Raw genomic sequence first — 25,638 nt, 5'->3', positions numbered from 1 at the left:
GACCTCCCTGAAGAGGGAAACCTCGTCGCGTCCGCCGATCCGTCTGGCTAGCATCGGCCACCATGCCCACCGCGCACCTGATCCACGGCTACATCGGGGCAGGCAAGACCACGTTGGCGAAGCGGCTGGAACGCGACGCCGACGCCGTTCGGTTCACGCTGGACGAGTGGCTCACCGCCCTGTACGGCGACGACGAGGCCGACGTCGAACCGGACGTCGGCACGATCAGCGCCCGGCTCGTGACCGCCATGGAACCGGTGTGGGCTCGCTGACTGACGCTCGGCCTCGACGTCGTGCTGGACCTCGGCTTCTGGAGCCGCGAGCTCCGCGACGCCACCCGTGAGCGGGTCGCAGCGTGCGGTGCGACGGTCCGGCTGTACGACGTCAGGTGCGCGGACGACGTGGCGTGGCAGCGGGTGGAGGAGCGCAACTCCGACCCTTCCGGCAGCCTGCGCATGGTGCGCAACACTTTCGACGTCCTGAAGGCGAAAGTCGACCCGCTGGGCCCCGACGAACCACACGTCGTCGTGGACACCACGGACACCTGACCCGATGCTCAGCCGGACGACACAGGCCGGCCGTGCTTCTCCGCGAACGGGTCGGCGCCGCGGCTGAGGCGTCGACCGCCGTCGACAGTGAGTACGACTCCGGTGACGAAGGACGCCTCCTCCGAGGCAAGAAACGCCACCGCGGCGGCAACCTCGGAAGGTCTGCCCGACCGGCCGACCAGGGTGGGCGGCGGACGCTCGATCCCCATGTCGCCGTCCCCCAGACTCTCCCGGGTCGACGCAGTGTCGATGACACCGGGTGCGACGGCATTGACCCGGACGCCGCCTGGTGACATCTCGACGGCGACCGCCCGGGTCAGCGCGGAGATGCCACCCTTGCTGGCGCCGTACGCGGTGTAGGTGGCAAGTGGGAGGTGCTCCTGGATGGCCGTCACGTTGACGATCGCGCCGCTGCCACGTGGGAGCATGTGCCGGCCGGCCGCCCGGCACAGCATCGCCGTGGTGGTCAGGTTGGTGGTCAGTACCCGCGCCCACTCGTCCTCGTCCAGATCGACCAGCCGAACGCGTGGCCCGTGGTAGACCGCGTTGTTGACGAGTACGTCCACCCGGCCGAAACGTTCGAGCACCGCCGGAATGACACCCTCCCGCTGCGACGGGTCGGCGAGATCGGCCACATGGAGCCGTGCCGTGCCGGCGCAGCAACCGGACTCCTCGATCCGCTCGACCGTGTTCGCGCCGCCTTCGCGGTCGACGTCCACCACGACGACGAGCCTCCCGTCGTGGGCCAGCCGGCGGGCGATCGCGCTGCCGATCCCCGACCCGGCACCGGTGACCACCGCAACCTGTCCTTGCAGTGTTCCCATGTCCCCGTCGCTCCCTTCGGTCACTGCTTCACCGCACCGGCGATCCCCTCGACGAAGTAGCGCTGAAGCAGGAGGAACACCACGACCACCGGAAGCAGGCTGATCGTGCTTGCCGCGTTCATCTGTGCGTAGCTGGTGTAGTTCTCGCCCTGGAAGGAGTAGATCGCGACCGCGAGGGTGCGCAGGTCGGGTTGACTGAGGGTCAGCACCAGCGGGAGCAGGAAGTCGTTCCAGCTCGCGATGAACTGCAGGATGACGACGGTAGCCGTCACCGGCTTCGCCAGCGGGAGAAAGACCCGCACGAAGATCGTGAAGAAGCCGGCACCGTCCATCGTCGCCGACTCCTCGAGCTCCTTCGGGAGCTGCCGGAAGTACCCGGCGTAGAGAAGGAGTTGGATGATGTGGGCCTGGCCGCTCTCGGCGATGATGATCCCGAACAACGTGCCGTCAAGGTGGAGTTTCCCGATCAGGTCGAAGATCGGGATGATCGTGTATCCCTGTGGGAGGAAGACGAGGGCGCCGAGTACGGCGACCAGGATTTTCCTTCCGGGAAAGGCGTACCGGCCGAGGACGTAGCCCATCGTCGCGGTCGTGAAGACGACGATCGCGATGCCGCTGAAGGTCACGACGACCGTGTTGAGGAAGTAGCGCCCCATCTCGGCATCGACCCAGGCGTCGGTGTAGTTGCTGAAGAACCACTTCGTCGGGAAGAGCCCGAGACCGGCGAAAACCTTGCCGTTCGGGCGCACCGACGCCGACATCATCCACAGGAACGGATAGATCCACGCCAGGGCGATCGGCGTGAGAATCGCGTAGGTCACCATCCGCCTGACCCGCCCCCGCGGGCGCGGTCGACCCACACCGGCACTGGGGAGGCCCGCCTTTGCCCGGGAGTCCCGCGCGGTCAGCTCGGGGATGGTCATCGCGACTCCACCGGTGCTCCGGGTCCGCGGCGCAGTCTGCGGACGGCGGTGATCTGGGCGACGGCGAGCACGATGAGCAACAGGCCGAACAGCACACCTGCGGCGGAGGCGTATCCGAGGCGCTGGGCCGAGACCTGGCCCTGCGCGCCGAACGCCGTTCGATAGATGTACAGCTCCATCACCTCGGTGGAGAAGTACGGGCCGCCGTGGGTCAGCGCCTGCATGAACGCGAACACCTGCATGTTTCCGACCAGGACGATCAGCGTGATGATCACCGCGAACGGCGTCAGCAGCGGCGCCGTGATGGAGACGGAGCGCCGCCACCAGCCGGCTCCGTCGACCTGGGCGGCCTCGTACAGCTCGGTCGGGATGGTCTGCAGGCCGGCGAGCCAGTAGATCATCGGCTGGCCGAACCACTTCCAGACGAAGATGCCGATCGCGGTCCACATCACCACGTGCGGGTCGGTGAGGAAGCCCACCGGGCGCTCGGTGAGGTGGAGTGCGCGCAGCACCTCGTTGGCCGGGCCGTTGAACGCCGAGAAGACCATGCTCATGACGATGCTGACGATGGCCGTGGTGGTGACGACCGGAACGAAGAACAGGGTCCGGAACAGCGGAGCGAGTCGTAGCGACCGGTCGTTGAGGACGATCGCGACGACCAGCGACAGCAGGAGTTCGACGGGCGTCGCGACGCCCGCGAACCACGCCGACCGCCCGAACGCCTTCCAGAAGTACTCGTCTCCCATGAGCTCGCTGAAGTTCTGCCAGCCGACGAAGTGTTTCGCCTGCTCGAAGCCGCTCCAGTCGAAGAACGCGTAGTACCACGACATGACGAGCGGGTAGAAGGAGAACATCACGATCAGCACGAGCCCGGGAAGCATCAGCAGGTAGCAGGGTCGGGCCGCCCAGATGCGCCGACGCAGCGAGTCGCGGGGCTCGTGCCCTGCCGGCTCGCGACGTACGGCGGAGATCGAGGCCATCGTGCTCAGTCCTGGTAGAGCTTGGTGTAGGGAGCGCGCGGGTTCCAGTCCTCGAACACCCAGTCGTCGCGGGAGACCTTGGCGCCGCGCGAAGCCGCCTTCTTGATGGCGTCCTCGAGCGACTTCTCCAGCCGGTCCTCCATCTGCTTCATCGCCTTCTCGACACTGCCGCCGATCCGCCCGGTGTACAGGCCGACGAGGGTGTCGCTGAACGACGGTTGTGCCGGGACCTGCACCTCGTAGACCTTGCTGACATCAGGGTTGCGTACGGCGGGCTCGGGCCGGATGACGGTGTGCTTCGCGCCGAGGTCCATCGCCTTCTGCTGCAGGTCGTCCAGCTTCGCCTTCTTGATCGCGTCCGGGAACGACGGCGGGTCGGCCGCTCCGTCGTAGTCGGCCCACCGCACCTGGCCGGTGGCGCTGGAGAGGTAGCTCATGATGTCGCCGATGACCGGGCCCAGCTTGGTCTTGCTGGAGTACACCCAGGAGTTGGATCCGCCGGGTCCGAAGGCGAGTGGCCAGATGTCCTCGGGGTTCTTCTGCGGTGGGATGTTCAGCCCCAGATGGAAGTCGGGGTTGTCCTCCCGCCAGGCGACGATGTTCCACGGACCCTGGAACATCATGCCCGCCTGACCCAACGGCATCCGCGACCGCGCACCGGGCGCGTCGAGGTTGACCGAGTCCGGGTGCGCGCTGCCGTCCTTCCTGATCGCCAGCATGAGTTCGATCGCCTCGACGACGATCGGGTTGGTGACGTTGTACTTGCCGGTCCGCCAGTCGATGCCGTCGGCGCCGCCGTGCACACCTGCCATCTCGCAGAGAGTGCTGACCGGTCCGGCCAACCCGCCCGGTTGGGCCAGACCGAAGATGATCCCGTAGTACTTCCCACTGCCCTGCTTGGTGACGGTCTTACAGACCTCGCGCAGCTTCGACCAGGTGATCACCTCGTTGGCGAGGTCCGCCCCGACGTCCTTCACCAGGTCGCGGTTGAACAGCAGGAGGTTGTTGATCCGGCCGTTGCCGGTGAGCGGCATTGCGTACGTCTTGCCGCCGAAGTCGGTCACCCCAGGGGCGAACGAGTAGCCGGGATAGCGAGCCTTCACCTTGTCGAAGTCAGGGATGATGTCGTCGTACGCACCGATCCAGCCGTTCGAGACGGCCATCCCCATGGTGATCTGGCCCGGCAACTGGAACACGTCGGGCACGGTCCCGTTGCGCACGCCCAACGTCACCACCTGCGTGATCTGGTTCCAGTTCGTGCCGTCGTACTTCACCGAGATGTTCGGATGCTTCTTCTGGTAGGCGGGGAAGAACTTCTCGAAGAAGCGCGCCTTCATGTCTCCGGAGTCCATCCAGCGCAACCGGACGTTGCCGCTCGGCAGCTTGGTCGTCGCGGCCGGGATGTCGAACGCCGTCGAGGACTTCGGGCGAGCCGGCTGCCCTGCGCCGCCTCCGGTGGAGTCTGAGGTGTTGACGCAGGACGCGGTGACCAGGCCCACGCCGCCGGCGCCGACCAGGTGCAGCATCCTTCGACGTGAGATGGATCGGTCACTCATTTCACAACCTCCTGCTGGGCTTCACAGCGGCATGATGGTGGCGTCGTCGGGTGGGTTCGTCATGAAGTCACGCAGGTCGACCACCTGTTTGGTGACTGCCGAGTAGTTGGCGGCCAGCGAGACGCCGATGCTCTGGGCCGACTCGCGGGCGGTCGCCCGCACCGCGGGCGGATCGTTGCGCCGAACGATCGTCATGAACTCCTGGTCGATGTTCCAGCCGGCTCGGGCCGCGGTCTCCTCAGGCGGGACTCCGCGACGGAACACCGTCGCCTTCGCGAGGTTGACCCGGACCAGGACCTCCCGCGCGGCGACGTCGACCCCGTTCGACCCCGGAATCCCCGGGAACAACGCGTACGTGGAATGGACGCTTCCGGCGGCGCCGTTGGCGAACCCGAGAGTGACCGCGCTGGCGTCCCAGTTCGGCAGCTCCTCCTCGGGGATCGCGTTGTCCGCGTACGCCGCGAAGACGGTGCTGACGTCACCGGCCAGGAAGCGCATGAGGTCGATCAGATGGGTCGCCTGCTCGAAGATCTGGCCACCGCCGGTTCGCCGGTCCCGGATCCAGGGGAGCGGCGGGATCGTCCAGTACCACCATCCGGCCAACATGGTCGGCGGGAGTCCGGCCAGCGCGTCCCTTGCCACGTCGGTCAGCGGACTGTAGCGCCACTGATAGCCCACCGTGCAGAGAACGCCGTGCCGCTCGATGATCTCCGCGGCCGCGGTGGCCGCGGTCACCGACGGAGCCAACGGCTTCTCCACGAAGACGTTGATGCCTCGCTCGGCAGCGAACGTGAGTTGGTCCAGGTGCTCACCGGCGGGTGTACAGAAGTACGCCACGTCCGGGCTGGTCCGATCGAGCAGTTCTCGGTAGTCGACCGATCCGGTCCCCCCGAACTCCGCGGTGAACTCCTCGACTGCTTCCGCGCGCACGTCGGCCGCACCCACGATGCGCACATCCGGAATGTCGTTCAGCTGCTTCGCGTGCAGGCGGCCCATGCGGCCGGCTCCCACGACGGCGACCGTGATGGTCATGGCCGGGCTCCCTCACGCAGGTGCCGGACGGTCCGGCGGAGGTCCTCCACGTCGTCGACCGGTCGGCACTCCAGGCCCAGCCAGCCCGTGTAGCCGTGTTCGTCCAACGAGGCGAGGACCGCGCCGAAGTCGATGTCGCCGTCGCCGGGAAGGCGTCGATCGGTGTCGGAGAGATGCACCAGGGCGAGTTGGTCGCCCGCGGCCGTGATCATCTCCGGGATGTTCTGGCCTTCGCGTTCGCAGTGGTAGGTGTCGACCATCGTGGCGATGCGAGGTGACCCGATCGCGTCACAGATGCCGGCACCGACACCGGGATCGGTGAGGAAATGGGTCTCACCGTGGTTCAGCGGCTCGATGGTGACCCGCACGCTGAGGTCGGCGATCCGTTCGGCGATCTCGGCGAGACTCACCATGAGCACAGCGGTCTCGACCTGGTGCAGGGGAAGCACCTGCCCGAATCCACGTAGTCTCGCGGCACCGAAGACCGGTACCAGGATCAGGTTGGACGCGCCTACGGCATCGGCGGTCTCCGCGTACTCGACCACCCGGTCGACCGCGCCGGCACGGTCGGCCGCCCTGGCCGACAGCAGGCCTGGTTCTCGGAGCTGGGAGTAGATCGCGCCGACCGGAACGCCACTGTCCGCGAGTCGGTCACGCACCGACGGTTCGCTGACGGTGGCCATTCGCAGGTCGATGCCGTCGAGTCCGGCTTCCCGGACGAAGTCGAGCTTGTCCTCGATTGGACGCCGGCCCAGCATCTGTTCCGCACAGGAAAGTCGCACGGCCAGGCACCCCCCTCGTAGGTAGGTGGGGCTGCGGAATTGCGGACTGAACCTAGGGAGCTGCAGGACTGCAAACGCTGAGGTCGATCGATCGATCGGGATTGATTGAGTGATTGTTGCAACCAACTCTGATCGGTTAACGTATTGATCACTCTCAGCCCTGTCAAGGGTGGTGGACGCAGGAGGTCAAGGGCAGATGCGGCTCACCAACGGCTACTCCGGCGCCAACCACCGCAGTGTGAAGCAGAGCAACCGTGCGGTCGTCTTCAGGGCGATCCACCGAATGGCCCCGATCGCACGCGTCGATCTCGCGCGGCAGACCGGGCTCAACCCGGCGACCGTTTCCCACATCGTCGAAGAGCTCATCGCCTCCGGTCTCGCGAACGAGACCGGCACGCGCTCGCCTCAGCGTGCCGGTCGCCGGCCCATCAGCCTGGAGATCAACCCGACGGGTCGTTATGCCGTCGGCCTGGACCTCGCCCGGCACACGATCACGGGCGCGCTGGTCGACCTGTCCGGCGCGGTGCACGCGAGGATCGAGCAGGAGGCGGACAACCCGTGGCGGGAGGAGACGGCGGTGCCGATCGGCAGCCGGGTCGTCGAACGTCTGCTCAGGCCCCTCACGTCCATGCAACGCGACGCGGTGGTGGGCATCGGGATGGGTATCCCCGGGCCGGTGAGCATCCGCACGGGCCAGTACCTCGCGCCGCGTTCGTTCGACTCGTGGCGGGCCGTCGCGCTGGCCGCCGAACTCGAGCACCGGTGGAAGCTTCCGACCTGGGTCGACAACAACGCCAACACGAGTGCGCTCGCCGCGTTGTGGTTCGGTGCGGGACAGGGGGCGCAGAACTTCGTCCTGCTCAATCTCGGTGTCGGCGTGGGGACCGGCCTGGTCCTCGACGGTGACCTCTACCGCGGCAACCACGACCTGGCGGGGGAGGCCGGGCACCTGAGCGTCGACCTCGACGGTCCGCAGTGCGCGTGCGGCAACAACGGCTGCCTGGAAACGTACGTCTCCGTCCCCAGGGTGCTGGAGGCCGTGCGGTCGGGCTCACAGCGAGGGCGAAAGGGTCGCGCCGCGGACGTGACGCTGCCCGAGGTCGTCACCGCACTGCACGCCGGCGACCCGCACGTCGTCGACGTCTTCGCCGACGTGGCCAGGCATCTGGCGGCGGGGATCGTGACGATCATCTACACCCTCGACCCCGAACTCATCCTGCTCGGCAGGGAACTCTCCTCCGCCGGTGACGCACTGGTCGTCCCGGTTCGCGAGGAGGTCCGCAGACGGATCTTCCCGGCCATGCGGGACGCCGTACGGATCGAGGTGTCGAACCTGGTCGACGCGCCCACGATCGGGGCGGCCACCCTGGCGCTGCGGGAGATCTTCCACGCGCCGCTGGGCGCCCGCGGCTGAGCCCGCACTCCGGGACCCTGGCTCCGTCCGCCGGGTGAGTGGCAGTGGTCGGTTCGCCCTCGTGTCACCGCCCCCGCAGGAACCGATGCGACCCGGGATAATTGCGGGATGCAATAATCACCCAGTGCATGAATCAGGCGAGGACCCCGAGGGCGTGGTCGACGCGTTGATCACGGCCAGTCGTGCGCTGGTCGCGGTGGCCGCCCGTTCGGTGGCCGATCTCGGTGACGTGACGCTTCCGCAGTACCGCGCGCTGGTCGTGCTGGCCGGCCGGGGGCCGCAGCGGGGAGTCGATCTGGCGGCGGAGCTGGGCGTCACGCCCTCGACGGCGACCCGGCTGATCGACCGCCTGGTGAAGGCGGACCTGGTGGACCGGCAACCCCTGCCCGGTGATCGTCGCGCCGTGGAGGTGACGTTGAAACCGGCCGGCCGGCGGTACGTCGCCAAGGTGACCCGTCGCCGGCGCGCCGAGATCCGGCGCATCGTCGCCCGGATGTCACCGCAGGAGCGGGCTGGCGCCGTGGCCGGGCTCCGGGCACTGGCCGACGCCGCGGGTGAGGTGCCGGAGCAGCAGTGGTGGCTGGGATTCGAACAGTTCGAGCGATCCGAACAGGACCCGGAAGTGGAGGGCGAGCACCGCTCGTGAGTGTGGAACCGATGTCAGCTGTCGTGGTCCGGCGTCCGTCCAGCCGGTTGCGCCGTGGCTTCGACTGGTTGCGGGGAACGCCCGCCGGGCTGGTGCCGCTGGCGCTGGTGGTCGGTCTCGGCGCCGGGCTGGGCGCCGTCGCCTTTCGCTACCTGATCCTGTGGTTCACCGAACTCTTCAGCGGCCACGCCGACTACTCCGGCGCCGGGCACGCGGCCAACCACTTCGTACCAAGGCTCGGCATGTTCTTCGTGGTTCTCGCCCCGGTCGTCGGCGGCCTGATCTACGGGCCGGTCGTGCACCGGTTCGCCCGCGAGGCCCGCGGTCACGGAGTGCCCGAGGTGATGCTCGCGGTCGCCGAACGCGGCGGCCGGATCGCCCCGCAGGTCGCGGTGGTGAAGGCGCTGGCGTCCGCGCTGTGCATCGGTTCCGGTGGCTCGGTCGGCCGGGAGGGGCCGATCGTGCAGATCGGGTCGGCGCTCGGGTCCAGCCTCGGCCAGGTCGTCCGCCTGCCGGAGAAACGCCTGCGCCTGTTGGTGGCCTGCGGCGCGGCCGGTGGTATCTCGGCAACCTTCAACGCTCCGATCGCCGGGGTGTTCTTCGCGATGGAACTCATCCTGAACGACTTCGGTGCGGAGTCGTTCGGTGCGGTGGTTCTCACGTCCGTGACCGCCGCGGTGATCGGGCGCGCGGTGTTCGGCGACGCGCCGTTCCTCCACCTGCCGGCGTTCCACCTCACCTCGCCCGCGGAGTTCGTGACGTACGTCCTGCTCGGGGTGCTCGCGGCGGTCGTCGGACTGGGCTTCGTCAGGATTCTCTACGGTTTCGAGGATCTGGCCGACCGGATCTGGCGTGGACCGGAGTGGCTGCGCCCGGCCGTCGGTGGCCTGCTGCTGGGTGGGGTGCTGCTCGTCCTGCCGCAGATGTACGGCGTGGGCTACCCGGTGCTGTCCGGTGCCGTCGAGGGTCACTACGTGGTGTGGTTCCTGCTCGTACTGCTGGTGGGCAAGATCATCGCCACCAGTCTCACCATCTCGATCGGGGGCTCCGGCGGAGTCTTCGCGCCGTCGCTGTTCCTCGGTGCGATGGCAGGCAGCGCGTTCGGCCTTGCCGCGCACGCCGCGCTGCCGGGGCTGGTGGGGTCGGCCGGGGCGTACGGGCTGGTCGGCATGGGCGCGGTCTTCGCCGCGACCTCGCAGGCACCCATCACCGCCGTACTCATCATCTTCGAGCTCACCGGTGACTACTCGATCATCCTCCCGCTGATGGCCGCGGTCGCGGTGGCGACCGCCCTGTCCAAGCGGCTGTCCCGGGACACCATCTACACGCTCAAGCTCCGGCGCCGGGGGATCGACATCATGCGGGGCCGTTCGGCCAGCCTGCTGGAAACGCTCACCGTGGGGGAGGCGATGCAACCGGTGCCGGCACCGCTCGCCTTCGACGCCCCGCTGGACGACGTACTGTCCCGGCTGGCCGAGGGCAGCGACCCGGCGGTGCCCGTCGTCGACGGCCAGGGTGCATACCGCGGAACGATTTCCGTACGCCAGGCCGAGGCCGCGGCCCGGGACAACGAACTCGACGCGACGGCCGCCGCCCTGGCCACCGCCGTACCCGCGCTGTCCGGCGGCCAGACTCTGGCCAGTGCGCTGAGCCTCCTCGACAACGCCGAGGACGACGGGCTGCCGGTGCTCGCCGACGACGGCAGCGAACTCGTCGGCTGGCTGAACCACAAGCAGGTGCTCACCCGCTATCGGCGCCGGCTCGCCGACGTGGCCGAGGACGCGCGCTCCGAGCCGCGCAAGCTCGGCGGGTTCCGGGTCGTCGGGCTCAGCCTGGACGGCAACGCGGGCGCCGACGTCGACCTTGCCGGGCTGCGGATCAGTGAGGTGAACTGGCCGCCCGCCACCCGGGTGATGGCGATCCGCCGCGACGAGGCGGCGGTGCCGGTCACCGCTGACACGGTGCTGGAGAGCGGGGACAGGCTCAGCGTGCTGGTGCCCGCCGAGCACGCCGACGACCTGGGCGACCTCACTCCGCGGCCGGCGCACGTCTGATCGGTTCGCGGCATGGACGGGATGAGCGGCGGCATGAGCGGGCCGATGTGGATGCCCATGGTGGCGCCCACACTGGCCCGGTTGCTCGCCTGGCATCCGCAACCGGTGCCGGTCTTTCCGGTCGGCACTGCCCTTGCCCTGCTGGCGTACACCGCCGGCATGGTCATGCTCAGGCGGCGAGGGGTCCGCTGGCCCGTCGGCCGCTGGATCGTGTTCGTCGCGGGCCTGCTCACTGTCGTCGCCGTCACCGGAACCGGTGTCGGCGGGTACGGCATGCGGTTGTTCAGCGTGCACATGGTTCAGCACATGGTGCTGAGCATGCTGTCACCGGTGCTCCTGCTCCTCGGAGCACCGGTGACGCTTGCCCTGCGTGCGCTGCCTCCCGCGCCGCGTGGGCGGCGCGGCCCGCGCGAGGTGCTGCTCGTCGTACTGCACAGCAGGGTCGCCCGGGTGCTCGCCTCGCCGTTCTTCAGCCTGCCGTTGTTCCTCGCCAGCCTGTACGGCTTGTACTACACGCCCATCTTCGACGCGGCGATGTCGAACTGGGCCGGTCACACCCTCATGCTGGTTCACTTTCTCGCCGTCGGCCTGCTCTTCTTCTGGCCGATCCTCGGCGTCGATCCCGGTCCGCACCGGGTGAGTCATCCGATCCGGCTGGCGGAGTTGTTCGTGGGTGTTCCGTTCCACGCCGTCTTCGGGATCGCGGTGATGATGTCGTCGACCCTGATCGCCGGCTACTTCGCGCATCCGCCTTCTGCCTGGGGAGTCTCGCCGCTGCAGGACCAGTCCACCGGTGGCGGCATCGCGTGGGCGTTCACCGAGGTGCCCACCGCGCTCGTCCTGGTGGTGGTGTTCCTCGACTGGTGGCGCAGCGACCAACGCCTGGCCAGACGGACCGACCGGGCAGCCGATCGCGACGACGACGCCAAGTTGGCGGAGTACAACGCGCACCTGCAAAGCCTCGCCCGCCGTTCACCGCACGACCGCTGACCAAAAGGGGCGTAGAGCACGCGCGAACGCTTCCGTGGCGATCAGTGCCACTACTGTCGCAATGATCGGGCAGTGCGCGTCACCGGACGAAGGGACGGCTGCCATGCCGTGGGTCAAGCGTGTTCTCCTGTTCGCGTTCGCCGTCGCCCTCGGGTGGACGCTCAGCGCTACTCATCCGCAGACCGCCGGCGCGGCCAAGATCGAGGCGGGCTGTGCCAACTCCACGTCCGATGCTGCGAACATCAACGCGGCCATAGCCGGGAGCAGGGCCGGGGACCAGATCATCATCACCGGTCAGTGCCGGATCAATCAGACGATCAAGCTCCTCGGCGATCGTTCCTACCGCGGCGAGAGCAGGACCGGAACCGTTCTCCGGCAGCAGGACGGGGCCAACATCAGGGCGATCCTCGCGTCGGACAGCTTCCTCGACAACGATCCCAAGACCGGAACCCCTGTGTCCGTGCGGCAGTTGACCCTGGACGGAAACCGTGCGCACAATTCCGCGCCGACGTCGGGGATCATCCTCCGGTCGTGGCAGACGGTCGTTTCCGACGTGCAGATCACGTCGATGGGCGGCCACGGCATCTGGTTCACAAACGAGAGCGCCGACGGCACCCGCCTGACCAACACCTCGGTCAACGGGCAGATCACAGGCAACTTCATCACCGACTCGGGCGGACACGGCGTCTATGTCGACGACCCGGGAAACTCCCTCACGGACTGGAACCTCAGCGGCAACTGGATCGCCAACTCCGGTCTGGACGGGATTCACCTGGACAACGCTGCCGGCTGGGTGGTCCGCAACAACCACATCTACGGCGTTCCCGAGAGCGCGATCTACGCCAATCGCCTGTGGGGAACCTCGATCTCGGACAACTACATCGAGGACTTCGGCCGGTCCACCCGGACCGGCACGTGGTACGGAATCCAGGCGACGGTCCAGGGTGGAGTTGCCTCGACGATCGCCGACAACAAGGTCTTCAACATCAACGGAGAGTCCAACCCGGCGTCGACGTACCGCTACATCGGCATCTCCAAAGTCAACTACGGCACAGGTGTGCTGAGCGTGACCGGAAATGCCGTCCGCGGCGGCGGATCTCCCAACGGCACAGGGTTCTATTACGCCCGCGGGAGCGGTGACTCACTCCTGGTCAGTTCCACCGGGAACATTGTCACCGACGTCGGCACGGGTCGGCGAACCGATGGTGACCACGTTCAGATCACCCGCGGTATGTAGGTGTCGTGCCGATGAACTCGTCGGCGACCCACCGGGCGACGTCGGTGGGGTAGGGCGCCGGGAGGCCCAGGATGACGTGCCCGAAGCCGGCGCCGACCGCTTCGCCGATCGCGTCACGGGTGTGGCCCGGCTGGTCGTAGGAGACCGGCAGGTGGATCGAGCGGACGATGGAGGCCGGGTCCCGGCCGATCTCGGCGCAGTACTTGTCCAGCAGCGTGCTCCGGCGGACGAGGTCGTCGACGGGACCGCCGCCCGGGATGTTCCACAGGTCGGCGTGCTCGGCGACCACGCGAAGCGTCGCCGACGAACGGCCGCCGATCATGATCGGCGGATGGGGACGCTGGACGGGCTTGGGGTTTCCGTATGCTCCGGTGAGTCGCACGTACGTGCCGTCGAAGTCGAACGGCTCGTCCGACGTCCACAGCCGACGGATCACCGTGCATGCCTCGGCGAGACTGCCCACGGCGTGTTCGGCGTCGTGGAAGGGCAGCCCGTGTGCTTCGTACTCGCGACGGGCCAGCGGGTGGCTGGGCCGTGAGCCGGCACCGATGCCGAAGTCGAGCCGTCCGCCGGAGACGACGTCGACGGTGGCCGCGATCCTGGCCAGCATCGCCGGCGGCCGGAAGCGGTTGCTGGTCACCAGTACGCCGAGTCGCATCCGGGCGGTGTGGGCGGCGAGCGCCGAGAGCAGCGTCCAGCCCTCGTACGTCGGGCCGTTCGGGTCGCCGAAGATCGGCATCAGGTGGTCGAACAGCCAGGCGTGCTCGATCTCCGGGATCGCGTCCGCCTCGCGCCAGACTCGCAGGATGTCGGGGTAGTCGACCTGGGACGGAGCGGTCATGATCCCGAAGCTGGGTCGGGATGTGCGCTGGGTGTGGGGCATCGGTTGGCGGTCCTTTCAGCGGCGGCGCAGGGACGGGTCGAGCAGCGCCGGCGGGGTGTCGTGCTTCTCCTGCGGTGCCAGGTCGACCCCGGGCACGACGATCTCGTCGATCGCGTCGAGGACGTCGACGGCGAGCACGGTGTCGGCGGCGGCGAGCTGTGAGCGCAGGTGGTCCAGCGTTCGGGGGCCGACGAGCGCGCTGGTCACCGCTGGGTGCGCGGTCACGAACCCCAACGCCAGTTGGATCATGGTCAGGCCGGCATCGTCGGCGACCTTGGCCAACCGCTCGACGGCATCCAGCCTGGCGCGGTTGGCGGGGATCGCCATGTCGAAGCGCTCCGGTAGGAACGCCGAACGGTTGGTGGTGATCTCCCGGCCCGCGCGGACCGCGCCGGACAGCCAGCCCGAGGCCAACGGGCTCCACGCCAGTACGCCGAGGCCGTACTGCTCGGTCACCGGCAGCACGTGGGTCTCGATCCCTCGTTGCAGAATCGAGTAGCTGGGCTGTTCGGTGACGTACCGGCTCAGGTGGTTGTCGCGGGCTGCCCACCGCGCCTGCACGATGCGGTAGGCGGGGAACGTCGAGGAGCCGAAGTAGCGGATCTTTCCCGCACGTTGCAGATCCGTCAACGCAGACAGGGTTTCCTCGTCGCTGGTGGCCGGATCCCACCGGTGGATCTGGTAGAGGTCGACGTGGTCGACTCCGAGCCGACGCAGGCTGTTGTCCAGTTCGGTGACCAGCCAGCGGCGCGAACTCCCTCTGTGGTTGCGCTCCTCGCCGATCGGCAGGCCTGCCTTCGTGGCCAGCACGATGTCGTCGCGGCGGCCGGCGATGGCCTTGCCGACCATCTCCTCCGACTCGCCGTCGCCGTACCGGTCGGCGGTGTCGATGAGGTTGATGCCGCCCTCGAGCGCGGCGTCGACGAGGGCGGTGGCCTCGTTCTGGGTCGTACGTCCGGCCCTGCCGAAGTTCATCGCGCCGAGCGCGAGGGAGCTGACCTGGACTCCGGTGCGGCCAAGGGTGCGGTACTGCATGACGATGTTCCTTCGCTCTGGCATCATGGGGTGCAAGCGGAACGCTGCTCCGGTTACGATACGGAACGACGTTCCGTTTTGCAAGGTCGATGGCGGAAGGGATCGGTTCGGTGAGCGAGGGAGACGGCGTCCGGAGAGCTGGGCAAGTGGCCGGGCAAGGGGCCGGGCAGGGCGCCGGGCAAACCCGGTCCAAGCGGGCGGACGCCCGGCGCAACGAGAAGGCCCTGCTGGACGCGGCCGCCGCGGTCTTCGTCGCGTCAGGCGTGGAGGCGCCGGTCCGCGAGATTGCCGCCCGCGCCGGCGTCGGGACGGGCACGATCTACCGGCACTTCCCGACTCGGGCGGACCTCATCATCGCCGTGTTCCGGCACCAGGTCGACGCCTGCGCCGAGGCCGGTCCGCGGCTGCTGGCGACCGGCGAGAGCCCCTACGTCGCTCTGACGAAGTGGATCGACCTCTTCGTCGACTTCGTGGTCACCAAGCACGGGCTCGCTGCCGTACTGCGGTCCGACAGCGCCGGCATGGACACCCTGGGTGCCTACTTCCTCGACCGCCTGCTGCCCGTGTGCACCGACCTGCTCGACGCGGCGGTCACCTCCGGCGAGATCCGGGACGGTGTGGAGGCGTACGAACTCATGCGTGGCGTCGGAAACCTCTGCATCGGCGCGGACAACGATCCCCGCTACGACGCGCGCCGGCTGGTCGGACTCCTCGTCGCCGGCCTTCGTCGGCCGCGGTGACGGATCAGCCGCCGGACCGCGTCAGCTGCCGGACCGCATCAGTCGTCGACCCAGGGCGGTGACGGCTCGTCGGAGTTCGGGGGAGGCGAGGACGTGGAAGGGTGCCGGGATGGCGGCGAGCTGGCGGGCGTACCACTCGGGCTCGTCCGTGGTCGCCCGAAGGTGGGTTCGGCCGTCGGTGTCGGCCTCGACCCGTCCGAGGCTTCGCCGTACCCACCGCGACGTCTCCTCGACCGTCGCGTCGACCACGACGTCGACCTCGTACGTCCACCCCTGGGACAGGTGTTCCTCCAACGTACGCAGGGCATCCAGGTCCGCCGGTGGGGTGAACGACTCGGCCAGCGACTCCACCGACGCGATCCGGTCCACGCGCAGCACCCGCCGTGCCTGCCTGGTGTGGGACCAGGCCAGGAGGTACCACCGGCTGTGCCGGAGTACGACGGCCCAGGGATCGACGTCCATCACCCGGTCGCCGGCCTGGCCCAGCCGGTAGGTGAGGCGGAGCCGTCGCGCCGCCGCGCAGGCCTCGACCAGCCGGGTGGTCAGCTCGGGGCCGGCCGTCGGCTCGTCGGTGGGGCGGGGAGTGGGTACGTCGCGGACGCTGCGGACCGGCTCGGCCACCCGCTCCGGCAGGGCGCGCACGATCTTGGCCAGTGCGCTGCCCACCAGGTCGGCCGGGTCGGCGGCCCCTCGGTGCCCTTCGAGGACGGCCATCACCAGTCCGACCGCCTCGGCGGCACTGAACATCAACGGCGCAAGGCGAAGTCCGCGTCCCACCCGGTAGCCGCCGTAGGGGCCGCTGGCCGACTCGATCGGCAGGTCGGCTTCCCGCAGGATCGCGACGTAGCGGCGGGCGGCGCGTTCGGTGACCCCGAGCCGCTCGCCCAGCCGCTGGGCCGTGATGCCCGGGCTGTTCTGGATGAGCTCGAGGGCCAGCAGGGCCCGGGAGGTGGGGCTCAGTTCGTCGGTCATCGCTCGATCCGGTTCCGGCAGCAGAACGTCCGCGACCAACGCTAGCGTCCTACCGATGGCATCCGACAGCGGTGCGATCCTGCGCGAACGATCCCTGGCGCCGCGGTGAGGTTCGACGATCTCCGGGGTTGACGCGTCCGTCGCGCGGCAATAGCGTGCCGGTACGCGCGAGGGGCGCGACCGGTCCGCGGAAAGGGCAGTGCCCACCCACCCAGTGCATCGAAGGTGACGAACCTTCTTTCAGCCTGACCCGGGCGGACCCCAGGCGACCTACGAAAGAGGTTCGTATGGACGTCATCCATGCCCGCTCGCTTCCGCCGCGCCCCAGCCTGGAGCAGTACCACAAGCAGGCCAAGGATCTGCTGAAGGCCTGCCGGGCCGGCGATCCGGACGCTCTCGAACGCGTCAACCGTGAGTTGCCCGCGGTCGATCGGCAGCATCGCTCCAGTGACCGGTCCGGTCACACGCTCGCCGACGCGCAGTTCGTGATCGCCCGCGAGCACGGCTTCGCCAGCTGGCCGAAGTTCTCCGCCCACCTGCAAGGTCTGGTTGACGGCCCCGTCGGCAGGTACGAGGCCGCCGTGGACGCGATCGTCACCGGTGACCTCGACACGCTGACCACGTTGGTAGACCGTCACCCGGACCTGGTTCGTGCGCGGTCGACCCGTACGCACCGGGCGACGTTGTTGCACTACGTCGCCGCCAACGGTGTGGAGACATATCGGCAGAAGACTCCGCCCAACGCCGTCGAGGTCGCAGACCTGCTGCTGGCGCGGGGCGCTGAGGCCGATGCTGTCGCCTCCATGTACGGAGCGGACGACGCAACGACGATGGAGATGCTCGTCTCCAGCACCCATCCGGCCGAAGCCGGGGTGCAGGCGCGCCTGGTGGACAAGCTGGTCGACTTCGGTGCGACAGTGAACGGTCCGGGCGACGACAACCGGCCGTTGGTGATCGCACTGGCGTACCAGTACTCGTCTGCCGCCGAGGCACTGGTCCGCAGAGGTGCACGAACCGACGACATCGTGTCGGCCGCCGGCCTCGGCCGGGAGGATCTCGTACGTGACTACCTGGACGACGAGGGCCGGCTGCGGTCACACGTCCGGGTCGTCGGGTTGCGACCGAACCTGCCGCGACGGCCCGAGGCGAACGTCGGCTGGGCGTTCGTCGTCGCCGCCGCACTGGGGCACGCCGGGGTGGTCGACCTGCTGTCCCGTCGAGGAGCCGATCCAGGTACGCGGGCGATGGCCGGCCTCACCGCGCTGCACTGGGCGGCCGTCCAGGGTCACCTGGACGTGGTCGACCTCCTGATCACCCGCGGCGCTCCCCTGGAGGACGCGGACAACTACCACCACGCCACGGTGTTGGGGGTCGCGGTGTGGGCGGTGAACAACGGCACGCATCCAGACCGGGTCACCATCGTCGAGCGACTGCTGGCGGCCGGTGCCCGGGCGGACGCGATCAACCGGCCGACCGGCGACGACGGCGTGGACGAACTCCTGCGTCGACACGGTGCGCGGATCGACTGACCCGTTCGTCTGAGCCTCGCCCACGGCGAGGCTCAGACACAGGTCAGTCGTTTCGTGGCGCCGTTGCTCAGCGTGCACTCCGGGCCCAGCTTGGAACCGGAGGTGTCGTGGAAGGTCAGGTGCCACTGGCCCTGGTCGCGTAGCAGCAGGTATCCGTGCACGTCCTGTGAGATCGACTTCCTGACGGGCTGGTTGTCGACGACCTTGCCGAGCACCTTGCTGTCGTCGGGTGCCGTGTTGAGTTCGGATCCGGACGAACCCACCGTCAACTGCGGCGGACGTGAGCTGTTGAAGCCCAACAGCTGGTACAGGTGCTCGTGCCCGGAGATGACGAGCCGGATGTTGGGTGCCAGCGCGGTCAGGGCGGTCTGCGAGATCGACTTTTCCAGCGTTGGGTTTGTCCAGGTGACCGTGGTCGAGGAGGCGGCCTGCACCATCCACAGCGGCTTGTGGGAGATCAGGAAATAGTCCTGGGTGGGGTTGTTCGCGGCCAACGCGTTCACCTGGTCGAACGCCCGCCTCCACAGCGGAACCTCCTGCGGATCCAGCACGAAGTCGTTGCCGGGGGTTGCGGACGAGGTGTCCATCAGGACGAAGTGCAGCGTGCCCGCGTTGATCTGGACCGGTTGGGTGGGTGTGTCGGGGTAGGTGAAGCACTGGTTGTTCGAGAAGAGCACCGTGTGGAGGTAGCGGAACCACTCGGCGCCCCGCCCGATCCCTGGCGTACACACCTCGTGGTTTCCACGGGCGAAGATGAACGGCGCCTGCCCCAGCAACGCCGCGGCCGGGCGGAAGAAGTCCTTGACCAGACAGTCCCAGTCCGCAGCCTGTCCCTGCATGTCGCAACCGGGGGTGGCGTCGTTGGCGGCCTGTGGTTGTTCGCGATACACGTAGTCGCCCGCCTCGATGACGAGTTCGGGACGCGAGAGCGCCGCGGCGTTGATGGAAAGTGGCTGGAACGGCCAGTCGTGCGAGCAGTTCTGGTCCAGCGCGGGATTGGTGAACCTGACCTCGCAGCCGGCGTCACCGATCGCCACGATGCTGTTGGGCCGAGGCCGCCCCGCCGCCTGCCACCGCGCTAGCGGCAGTTGGAGGTTCGCCGGGTTGATGATCCTTGCGTTCGTCGTGGTGCTCTGCACGACCGCGTTGGTGGCGCCGTCGGGTACGGGCAGCCGGCAGACCGTCGTGGGGAACTGCGTCCCGAACGGGCCGCTGACGAAGACCATCTGGTGGCCGGTTCTCATGCCCTGGTAGGTGTAGTTGACGGTCGGGCACACGCCGGCGGGCAGCTCCGTCGTCGCCCAGCGGATCACGGTCCCGCGTGGCGTCAGTTGCGTCCAACCCCACGCCTCGCCGTTCTTCGGTGCACCGGGTGACGGGGTGGGCGTCGGAGTGGGCTTCGGGTGCGGCCACATCGCCGGACGGGCGTTCGCGGCCTCCGACGTCGCAGGTGTCTCCCGGGCCCGGTCCAGCAGCATCGGCGCCGTGATGGCACCTGCCAGCAGCCCGATGACAACCAGGACCAACGCGAATCTGCGTGACATCGTGTGCCGTCCCCGAAACCAGCTGCTGGGTCGACGATGAGGTCGTCGTCCGTCAAGCGCGCATGTGCCCCTTGCTCAGGTCGACAAACAGAGGTGGGGAACCGCGCCGGCCGGGCGCGCCTACACGTCCCACACAACAGCCGGATGTCCGGACTACGGCGTCTCCGCTACTGTCGTGCGCCCCGCGGACTGCTGAGTTCGTCGACCGCGACGTATCCGACCTGGAGAGTGCCGCCGGAAGAGGTCTGCGGGGTTGGCGTACTGCATCCGCAGACTCCGTCGGGGAAGCCACCGCCGACCGCGAGGTCGAGGATGACGGCGAAGCCGTGGTCGACCGCGGCCCGCCAGGTCTCGGCCGGCACCTGGGACTGGTCGATCGCGAAGGTCTGGGCGCCGTCGAGGTACCATCGGATCCGTTCGCGTAGTGGGTTCCGCCGGTCGACGACCACGGAGTAGGTGTGGAAGCTGGTCTGGCAGCCGGGGCAGGGTTTCAGGCCACTTCCGATGCCGATGGGCTCGTTGCACGGGCCGTCGGGGTAGACGCCGCAGTGGAAGGTGGACGCGACATGGCTTCGGGCGTTGACGTCCTCGAGGATGTCTATCTCGCCGGCTCCGGGCCAGTCGCCCGGTCCGAGCATCCAGAACGCCGGCCAGTAGCCGAGGCCGTGGGCAGGGTTGGGTTGCTGGATGGACGCGCTGACCCGCATGGCGCCACCGGCGGGGGCGCCGAAGAGCCGGGGGGTACGGATTCGGCCGGACGTCCAGGTGCGGTCCGAACCAAGCGCCCGGATGACGAGGTTGCCGCGGCCGTCCTGGAAGACGTTGTCCGTCGAGTCGGTGGCGGTCTCGATCTCGCCCGTACCGAAGTTCGATCCCGGCCCGACGTCGTAGGTCCATCGGTCCGCGTCGACCCGGCTGCCTGCCCCGCCGTCGAACGAGTCCGTCCACACCCGCCGCCATCCCGGTGCCGGCGACGGCACACCCGAACGCTGTTCAGCGGCGGAGCCGATTCCCGGCGATGTCGTGACCGGCGCGGACACGGAGGCGGACGAAGGCGCGGCGGCCGACAACGCCGCTGCGAGCGCGGCGGCCGCGACCGGCAGGAGGCCGCGTCGAAGGACAGACAGGGGAGAATGTGAACGGGACATGGTCGCCTCCCTGGTCGCGGTCACGACGATGACGCAGCCTGCACCCAGTCCGCGGCGACGGCAAGCAGGACGGCGTGAATCCGGGCCTGAACGGCCGCTCTCGGACACGCCGCTACGCTTCCGAGCCGCCGTCAGCGCCCTGGGCGGTCGGAACCGGCGTTCGCGTCCAGGAATTCTCGGACGTGTCGTGCCCACACGTCCGGCTTCTCGAACTGGCACTGGTGGGCGGCCCCGTCGACCACCGCGAGCTCACTGCCAGGAAGTTCCTCGTGCAGCCTGTGGGCAACCTGTACCGGGAAGCCCATGTCCTTCTCGCCGTGCAGAACAAGAACGGGCTTCCGTGCTTGGCGCAGGATCCCCACTGGATCGCCTGGGCACCAGGGATGCAGCGTTTCGGCGGGGTCGGGATGTGCGGCGCCCCAGGTGCCGGAGAACCGCACCCGGTCAAGGAGTTCGAGGTACTCCGGCAGCAACGACAGGTCCCAGATGGCGGTTGAAGCACCATTCCTGGCCCAGGGCTCGAACGTGTCACCGTCGATCTGGTCCTCGGGAAGCTGCTGCCGTACGCGACGGTGGTAGTCGTCCCAGCCCTCCAAGTACCCCGCGAAGTCCTGATACGCCGTGGTGGACGCGAGAACCAGCCGGCGCACCTGCGCAGGATGCTTGTCCAGGAAGTGCATGGCTACCCGACCCCCGGTGGAGAACCCGAGCAGGTCCACCTGGTGTCAGCAGGCACTGACAACGATCAGCCGAGGAGAACCATGAGACGCTCGGCCTGACGTTCCGCCGTGCCCGGTGGGTTGCGCCGGTTGTCACCGTCGAAGCTCAGCAGGTACAGCCAGACGAGGGCGAGGAGTCGTCGACATTCCCGCAGGCGTACGGACTCGGCGGGTGTCAAACTCGAACTGGCCCAGGAACGCCCGCGTATCCAGGGGATGTTCGACCCAGCTGCCGACGTGCTCGGTGACCTCCGCGAGCTCGAAGGCCCGGTCGCTGCGGCCGGAGTCCTCGAAGTCGACGATCCGGACCTGGGAGCCGTCCCACAGATAGTTGGCGAGGTTGCCGTCTCCCGGCCCGAAGACCGGCGGAACGGCGGGGGCGTGGTCCGCCTGGAGTCCCGAACGTTCCAGCCAGGTCAGTCCAGCACTCAGCGCACGGCCCACCTGGGCGTCGACCTCGGGCGGCTTCTCGGCAGCCCACCGGCGAAGATGGGCGACGAGGCCGGCCTGCTGGCCGGGCCGGATCGGGACCTGCCGGAGCACATCGGACGGCAGGGCCGTGTGGATCGCCCGCATGGCCGTCGCCAGCGCCGCGAGTTGCTCGCTGCTCAGCGTGAGTCCCCGCAGCGGAGTGCCGGGAAGCCGGGACATCAGCACCGTCGATCCGGTCACCCCGAGCTGGGCTTTCACGGGTTCGGGTGCGAGGCCGGGGACGTGTTCGTGCAACAGCGTGAGAGCACGCCACTCGCGTTCCGCGCACCCGCCGTCGGCTTCCGGAAACCGCTTGATCACCTGGTCACCGGTGAGTTCGACTGCATGCGTGCCCCACGCTGTCCGGCTCATGCCCGACGATCCTGCCAGGCTCGTGCAGCCAGTGCCCGTGAACCCGGGGCCCGCGGACCCGGACGGCCGTCAGCGGTGAGTGTGCTGTCCGGCCTCGTCCGAGCGCGTCTGGTGGGGTAGGGCCGGTCGGGCAGGCTCGCTCGGCTCCGGGCCACCCGCCTCGAGCTCGGCCGATTCGGCGTCGGCCGGCTCCACGCCGGCCGGGCCGGACGGGGCGGACTCGACCTCGGCGGGACCGCTGTCGCGCGTGCGTGTCCCGGTCGTCGCGGTGGAGAGCTGCTGGACAAGTCCGCCGGCCGCGGTGTCGAGGAACCTCAGCAGCTCGACCGGGAAGGGGAGGACGACGGTGGAGTTCTTCTCCGCGGCAACCTCGACGATGGTCTGGAGCAGGCGCAGCTGCAGGGCCGCGGGCGTGTCCGCCATCTCCTTGGCCGCCGAGGCCAGCTTCTTCGACGCCTGGAACTCTCCGTCAGCGGTGATGATCCGGGAACGTCGTTCGCGTTCGGCCTCGGCCTGCCGCGACATGGACCGCTTCATCGTCTCGGGCAACGCGACGTCCTTGATCTCCACCCGGTCGATGGTGATTCCCCACCCGACGGACGGGCTGTCGATCATCAGCGCGAGCCCCTCGTTCAGGCGTTCGCGGTTGCACAGCAGGTCGTCGAGCTCACTCTTGCCGATGATCGAACGCAGGGACGTCTGAGCGACCTGCGACACGGCGAAGTCGTAGTCCTGGACGTTGACGATCGCCCGGATCGGGTCGTCGACGTTGAAGTACACGACGGCGTCCACCCGCACGGTCACGTTGTCCCGCGTGATGCCCTCCTGCGCGGGCACCGGCATCGTCGCGACCTGGATGTTGACCTTACGCATGCGGTCGACGAACGGGATGATCATGGTGAAACCTGGTTGCCGAGGAGGAGCGAGGACCTGGCCGAGCCGGAAGACCACACCTCTCTCGATCTGGCGTACGACCCGTGCGCTCGCGAAGAACGCGATCAGGACGATCGCGAGGACAAGGACAATCGCGACCACCATGCTGACCTCCCGATGTCAGCAACCGGGTCACCAGTGAACCTGGTCACCCATAACCGATCGTATGCCGGATCGGCGGTGAGGAAACGGCCGGTTGACACCGGGCAAGCCACACTTGACGCCCGACTACGGGGTGCCGGGACACGCCGGTGCACACGACCAGCCCGACCAACCGAACCAACCGGACCATCCGGTCAGCCGCTGGGCAACCGGATGACGAAAGCGGCGCCGTGCTCGGACGGCAGGTGCTCGACCTCGCCGCCCACGGACCTGGCGAGCCGTCGAGCGAGGGGGAGGCCGAGTCCGGCGCCGTCGTGCAGGTCGGCCGGGTCGCCGCGCCAGCCTGCCGTGAACGCGAGTTCGGCGGCGCCGCGGGCCAGTCCCGGTCCGTCGTCGCCGACCTCGATCTCGAGGAGGTCCTCCTTCCGCCGCACGTTCAGCCGCACCTGGCCGAACGCGTACCGCACCGCGTTGTCGAGGACCGGGCTGACGATCCGTTCCAGGATGTCGGTGCTGACGCCGCAGTAGAGGCGGGACGGTTCGACGGACAACGTCAGCGACACCTCACCTGTCGCGCGGTGCCGTGCGACCATCGAGGCCAGCACCTCGTTCACCGCACACCGTCCAGGGGCGTCCACCCTGCCGTCGCGAGCGGCGAGCAGCAGCGTCTCGATGATCCGGCGCATGCGATCCGTGCTGTCCCGGATGGCGACGTGGGCACGGGCGAGTTCGTCGGCGGAGCGCCTTCTGCCGATCAGGAGTTCGGTCTCGGCGGCGATGTGCGCAAGTGGTGTACGGAGTTCGTGGGAGAGCTCGGCCGAGAGCTGCCGTTCGTGCCGGAGTACGGCCGACAGCCGGTCGAGCAGGCCGTCCAGACTGGCGGCGAGGGCAGCCAGCTCGTCCGGCCTGGCGGCCGTGCCGAACCGTTGCGTGACGTCGTGGGCGCTCCACTCGGCTGCCTGACCGGCCATCCGGTCGACCGGCTCGAGGGCCCGGGAAACCGTCAGCCGCGCCATGACGTAGACCCCGACGAGCAGCAACGCGGCGAGGGCGATCGATCCCACCTGAGCCAGTCGCGCGGTGCGTTGGTACGGGTCGAGGGACGTGGCCGCGACGACGGTGCCGACCTGTCGGCCGCCCAGACGTACCGGGAGTGCGTACAACCTGACCGACGTGTTGTGCCGAGCGTCCTGGAACCGTTCGCCCCGACCGGCGAGAGCGGCGGCATCGTCGCGCAGTACACCCGGGCTGACGCCGGCCTCGACGAGGCGGTGACCTTCGTAGATCCAGATCCCGGTGTCCAGCGCCGTGTCGTTGGGAACTTCCCGTACGTCGAGCCGGCCGCCGGGGCCGACATCGACGGTGGCCACGGTCGCCTCGGCCCGTGCCCTGAGCACGTCGTCCGCCTGGCTGTGCAGCCGGTGGGTGAGGCCGACGTTGAACGCGACCGTGAGGACGGCCACCCACGCGGCGACCGTGAGCACCCCGACGAGCGCGAGACGTCCGCGCAGCGTGGTCGGTCGGATCACCTGAGCCGGTACCCGAGTCCGCGGGCCGTCTCCAGTTCCAAGGTCGACCCGACGTCCCTCAGCTTGCGGCGAACCCGGGCGGCGTACTGGTCGAGGGTGTTGTCCGCGACCATCGCGCCGTCCGGCCAGCCGGTGGCGAGCAACTGGTGCCGGCGGACCACTGACCCACGGGCGGCGAGGAGCCGGGCAAGGATCCGGAACTCGGTGGGAGTCAGCGACACCACCACTTCCCGCACGCTCATCTCGTGGTTCACCGGATCGAGCTCCAGGTCGTCCACCACCGGGCCGGCGTCATGGCCGGTTCGGTGCAGTGCTGCTCGCAGCCGGGCGACGAGTTCGGCGAAGTGGAACGGCTTGCCGAGGTAGTCGTCACCCCCGGCGGAGAACCCGGAGAGCCGGTCGGTGAGGCCGTCCCGGGCGGTGAGGAACACCACCGGCGCGGTCACTCCGCGTGCGCGAAGGGCCTGGCAGACGTCCCGGCCGTCGGAGTCGGGCAGGCCGATGTCGATCACCGCGGCGTCCAGCGTCTCGGTCGGGGTCCGCAGAGCGGCGGCGCCGTCCACGGCCGCCGTCACCGCGAAGTCGGCCTCCTTCAGACCACGCACCAGCACGTCCCTGAGCTCGTGGTCGTCTTCCACGACGAGTACCCGCGGTCTGCTCACGGGCGCCATTATC

Annotated in this window: 25 protein-coding genes; 9 read left to right on the top strand and 16 right to left on the bottom strand. The window is 68.8% G+C overall.

Going from position 1 to position 25,638, the window contains the following annotated elements; translation table 11 throughout:
• Positions 1-62: 62 nt before the first annotated feature.
• Together F4554_RS34245 and F4554_RS34240 are read left to right on the top strand one after the other, a co-directional pair.
• Positions 63-272, top strand: coding sequence for a P-loop nucleotide/nucleoside kinase family protein (locus tag F4554_RS34245; RefSeq protein ID WP_179789620.1), 210 nt, complete (start codon positions 63-65; stop codon positions 270-272).
• A gap of 21 nt (positions 273-293) precedes the next feature.
• Complete coding sequence (locus tag F4554_RS34240) at positions 294-548, top strand: P-loop nucleotide/nucleoside kinase family protein (protein ID WP_179789619.1); 255 nt, start codon at positions 294-296, stop codon at positions 546-548.
• 8 nt (positions 549-556) lie between these two features.
• Here F4554_RS34240 and F4554_RS23780 read toward each other — a convergent pair whose 3' ends face one another.
• The 6 genes from F4554_RS23780 to F4554_RS23755 are packed head-to-tail and all read right to left on the bottom strand — an operon-like array spanning position 557 to position 6,645.
• Positions 557-1,372: an SDR family NAD(P)-dependent oxidoreductase gene (locus tag F4554_RS23780; protein ID WP_179789618.1), complete on the bottom strand. Its 816-nt coding sequence runs from the start codon at positions 1,370-1,372 to the stop codon at positions 557-559.
• Positions 1,373-1,392: 20 nt separating this feature from the next.
• Positions 1,393-2,295 carry a carbohydrate ABC transporter permease gene (locus tag F4554_RS23775; RefSeq protein WP_238341389.1) on the bottom strand — a complete coding sequence of 301 codons (903 nt, stop codon included), beginning with the start codon at positions 2,293-2,295 and terminating at the stop codon, positions 1,393-1,395.
• A complete protein-coding gene (locus F4554_RS23770; protein ID WP_179789617.1) occupies positions 2,292-3,275 on the bottom strand; it encodes a carbohydrate ABC transporter permease in 984 nt (327 codons plus the stop codon). The genes F4554_RS23775 and F4554_RS23770 overlap by 4 nt, the downstream gene beginning before the upstream one ends.
• 5 nt (positions 3,276-3,280) lie before the next feature.
• On the bottom strand, positions 3,281-4,831 hold the full coding sequence (locus tag F4554_RS23765) for an ABC transporter substrate-binding protein (protein ID WP_179789616.1): 1,551 nt from the start codon (positions 4,829-4,831) through the stop codon (positions 3,281-3,283).
• Between the two features lie 21 nt (positions 4,832-4,852).
• Positions 4,853-5,863 carry a Gfo/Idh/MocA family protein gene (locus tag F4554_RS23760; RefSeq protein WP_179789615.1) on the bottom strand — a complete coding sequence of 337 codons (1,011 nt, stop codon included), beginning with the start codon at positions 5,861-5,863 and terminating at the stop codon, positions 4,853-4,855.
• Positions 5,860-6,645, bottom strand: coding sequence for a TIM barrel protein (locus F4554_RS23755; protein WP_179789614.1), 786 nt, complete (start codon positions 6,643-6,645; stop codon positions 5,860-5,862). Before F4554_RS23755 ends, F4554_RS23760 begins: the two co-directional genes overlap by 4 nt.
• Positions 6,646-6,841: 196 nt before the next feature.
• On the opposite strand from F4554_RS23755, the gene F4554_RS23750 reads away from it, so the two are divergent.
• The 5 genes from F4554_RS23750 (at position 6,842) to F4554_RS23730 (ending at position 12,986) form a co-directional block, all read left to right on the top strand.
• Positions 6,842-8,059: an ROK family transcriptional regulator gene (locus F4554_RS23750; protein WP_179789613.1), complete on the top strand. Its 1,218-nt coding sequence runs from the start codon at positions 6,842-6,844 to the stop codon at positions 8,057-8,059.
• A 124-nt stretch (positions 8,060-8,183) separates the two neighbouring features.
• Positions 8,184-8,705 carry a MarR family transcriptional regulator gene (locus F4554_RS23745; protein WP_202889438.1) on the top strand — a complete coding sequence of 174 codons (522 nt, stop codon included), beginning with the start codon at positions 8,184-8,186 and terminating at the stop codon, positions 8,703-8,705.
• Positions 8,706-8,716: 11 nt separating this feature from the next.
• Positions 8,717-10,759 carry a chloride channel protein gene (locus tag F4554_RS23740; RefSeq protein WP_179789611.1) on the top strand — a complete coding sequence of 681 codons (2,043 nt, stop codon included), beginning with the start codon at positions 8,717-8,719 and terminating at the stop codon, positions 10,757-10,759.
• Between the two features lie 12 nt (positions 10,760-10,771).
• Complete coding sequence (locus F4554_RS23735; protein WP_179789610.1) at positions 10,772-11,749, top strand: cytochrome c oxidase assembly protein; 978 nt, start codon at positions 10,772-10,774, stop codon at positions 11,747-11,749.
• Between the two features lie 103 nt (positions 11,750-11,852).
• Positions 11,853-12,986 (top strand): right-handed parallel beta-helix repeat-containing protein, encoded by a 1,134-nt coding sequence (locus F4554_RS23730; protein ID WP_179789609.1) that lies wholly within the window; start codon positions 11,853-11,855, stop codon positions 12,984-12,986.
• Here the strand turns inward: F4554_RS23730 and F4554_RS23725 are convergent.
• A complete protein-coding gene (locus F4554_RS23725; RefSeq protein ID WP_238341388.1) occupies positions 12,970-13,827 on the bottom strand; it encodes an LLM class flavin-dependent oxidoreductase in 858 nt (285 codons plus the stop codon). The two genes, F4554_RS23730 and F4554_RS23725, sit on opposite strands and share 17 nt — an antisense overlap.
• Before the next feature lie 57 nt (positions 13,828-13,884).
• Positions 13,885-14,904 carry an aldo/keto reductase gene (locus F4554_RS23720; RefSeq protein ID WP_179789607.1) on the bottom strand — a complete coding sequence of 340 codons (1,020 nt, stop codon included), beginning with the start codon at positions 14,902-14,904 and terminating at the stop codon, positions 13,885-13,887.
• 110 nt (positions 14,905-15,014) lie between these two features.
• Here F4554_RS23720 and F4554_RS23715 point away from each other — a divergent pair, with 110 nt between their 5' ends.
• A complete protein-coding gene (locus F4554_RS23715) occupies positions 15,015-15,644 on the top strand; it encodes a TetR/AcrR family transcriptional regulator (protein ID WP_337796177.1) in 630 nt (209 codons plus the stop codon).
• A gap of 21 nt (positions 15,645-15,665) precedes the next feature.
• On the opposite strand, the gene F4554_RS23710 is transcribed toward F4554_RS23715, so the two are convergent.
• On the bottom strand, positions 15,666-16,616 hold the full coding sequence (locus F4554_RS23710) for a helix-turn-helix transcriptional regulator (protein WP_179789605.1): 951 nt from the start codon (positions 16,614-16,616) through the stop codon (positions 15,666-15,668).
• A 287-nt stretch (positions 16,617-16,903) separates the two neighbouring features.
• Here F4554_RS23710 and F4554_RS23705 point away from each other — a divergent pair, with 287 nt between their 5' ends.
• Positions 16,904-18,145 carry an ankyrin repeat domain-containing protein gene (locus F4554_RS23705; RefSeq protein WP_179789604.1) on the top strand — a complete coding sequence of 414 codons (1,242 nt, stop codon included), beginning with the start codon at positions 16,904-16,906 and terminating at the stop codon, positions 18,143-18,145.
• A 32-nt stretch (positions 18,146-18,177) separates the two neighbouring features.
• Here F4554_RS23705 and F4554_RS23700 read toward each other — a convergent pair whose 3' ends face one another.
• The 7 genes from F4554_RS23700 to F4554_RS23670 form a co-directional block, all read right to left on the bottom strand.
• A complete protein-coding gene (locus F4554_RS23700; RefSeq protein ID WP_179789603.1) occupies positions 18,178-19,689 on the bottom strand; it encodes a metallophosphoesterase family protein in 1,512 nt (503 codons plus the stop codon).
• 167 nt (positions 19,690-19,856) lie between these two features.
• A complete protein-coding gene (locus F4554_RS23695; RefSeq protein WP_202889437.1) occupies positions 19,857-20,669 on the bottom strand; it encodes a family 16 glycosylhydrolase in 813 nt (270 codons plus the stop codon).
• A gap of 299 nt (positions 20,670-20,968) precedes the next feature.
• Positions 20,969-21,556, bottom strand: coding sequence for an alpha/beta fold hydrolase (locus F4554_RS23690; RefSeq protein WP_179789601.1), 588 nt, complete (start codon positions 21,554-21,556; stop codon positions 20,969-20,971).
• Positions 21,557-21,649: 93 nt separating this feature from the next.
• Positions 21,650-22,399 carry a phosphotransferase family protein gene (locus F4554_RS23685; RefSeq protein ID WP_179789600.1) on the bottom strand — a complete coding sequence of 250 codons (750 nt, stop codon included), beginning with the start codon at positions 22,397-22,399 and terminating at the stop codon, positions 21,650-21,652.
• 69 nt (positions 22,400-22,468) lie between these two features.
• Positions 22,469-23,437 carry a slipin family protein gene (locus tag F4554_RS23680; RefSeq protein WP_179789599.1) on the bottom strand — a complete coding sequence of 323 codons (969 nt, stop codon included), beginning with the start codon at positions 23,435-23,437 and terminating at the stop codon, positions 22,469-22,471.
• Between the two features lie 191 nt (positions 23,438-23,628).
• Positions 23,629-24,963, bottom strand: a complete 1,335-nt coding sequence (locus F4554_RS33780; protein ID WP_179789598.1) for an ATP-binding protein — start codon at positions 24,961-24,963, stop codon at positions 23,629-23,631.
• On the bottom strand, positions 24,960-25,625 hold the full coding sequence (locus F4554_RS23670) for a response regulator transcription factor (protein WP_337796176.1): 666 nt from the start codon (positions 25,623-25,625) through the stop codon (positions 24,960-24,962). The genes F4554_RS33780 and F4554_RS23670 overlap by 4 nt, the downstream gene beginning before the upstream one ends.
• Positions 25,626-25,638: the final 13 nt, after the last annotated feature.

Origin of the sequence: Actinopolymorpha rutila, assembly GCF_013407855.1 — a bacterium.
Lineage (GTDB): Bacteria > Actinomycetota > Actinomycetes > Propionibacteriales > Actinopolymorphaceae > Actinopolymorpha > Actinopolymorpha rutila.
The sequence above is the reverse complement of the archived record's forward strand: the minus strand, read 5'-3'. Positions and strand labels throughout refer to the sequence as shown.

Excerpts from the sequence above, each read along its gene's own strand:
- F4554_RS23760 (WP_179789615.1), bottom strand. The coding sequence starts at position 5,863 with ATGACCATCACGGTCGCCGTCGTGGGAGCCGGCCGCATGGGCCGCCTG.
- F4554_RS23770 (WP_179789617.1), bottom strand. The coding sequence starts at position 3,275 with ATGGCCTCGATCTCCGCCGTACGTCGCGAGCCGGCAGGGCACGAGCCC.
- F4554_RS23750 (WP_179789613.1), top strand. The coding sequence starts at position 6,842 with ATGCGGCTCACCAACGGCTACTCCGGCGCCAACCACCGCAGTGTGAAG.
- F4554_RS23725 (WP_238341388.1), bottom strand. The coding sequence starts at position 13,827 with ATGACCGCTCCGTCCCAGGTCGACTACCCCGACATCCTGCGAGTCTGG.
- F4554_RS23775 (WP_238341389.1), bottom strand. The coding sequence starts at position 2,295 with ATGACCATCCCCGAGCTGACCGCGCGGGACTCCCGGGCAAAGGCGGGC.
- F4554_RS23700 (WP_179789603.1), bottom strand. The coding sequence starts at position 19,689 with ATGTCACGCAGATTCGCGTTGGTCCTGGTTGTCATCGGGCTGCTGGCA.
- F4554_RS23705 (WP_179789604.1), top strand. The coding sequence starts at position 16,904 with ATGGACGTCATCCATGCCCGCTCGCTTCCGCCGCGCCCCAGCCTGGAG.
- F4554_RS23720 (WP_179789607.1), bottom strand. The coding sequence starts at position 14,904 with ATGCAGTACCGCACCCTTGGCCGCACCGGAGTCCAGGTCAGCTCCCTC.
- F4554_RS23765 (WP_179789616.1), bottom strand. The coding sequence starts at position 4,831 with ATGAGTGACCGATCCATCTCACGTCGAAGGATGCTGCACCTGGTCGGC.
- F4554_RS23710 (WP_179789605.1), bottom strand. The coding sequence starts at position 16,616 with ATGACCGACGAACTGAGCCCCACCTCCCGGGCCCTGCTGGCCCTCGAG.
- F4554_RS23780 (WP_179789618.1), bottom strand. The coding sequence starts at position 1,372 with ATGGGAACACTGCAAGGACAGGTTGCGGTGGTCACCGGTGCCGGGTCG.
- F4554_RS23740 (WP_179789611.1), top strand. The coding sequence starts at position 8,717 with ATGTCAGCTGTCGTGGTCCGGCGTCCGTCCAGCCGGTTGCGCCGTGGC.
- F4554_RS34245 (WP_179789620.1), top strand. The coding sequence starts at position 63 with ATGCCCACCGCGCACCTGATCCACGGCTACATCGGGGCAGGCAAGACC.
- F4554_RS23685 (WP_179789600.1), bottom strand. The coding sequence starts at position 22,399 with ATGAGCCGGACAGCGTGGGGCACGCATGCAGTCGAACTCACCGGTGAC.
- F4554_RS23730 (WP_179789609.1), top strand. The coding sequence starts at position 11,853 with ATGCCGTGGGTCAAGCGTGTTCTCCTGTTCGCGTTCGCCGTCGCCCTC.
- F4554_RS23735 (WP_179789610.1), top strand. The coding sequence starts at position 10,772 with ATGGACGGGATGAGCGGCGGCATGAGCGGGCCGATGTGGATGCCCATG.
- F4554_RS23680 (WP_179789599.1), bottom strand. The coding sequence starts at position 23,437 with ATGGTGGTCGCGATTGTCCTTGTCCTCGCGATCGTCCTGATCGCGTTC.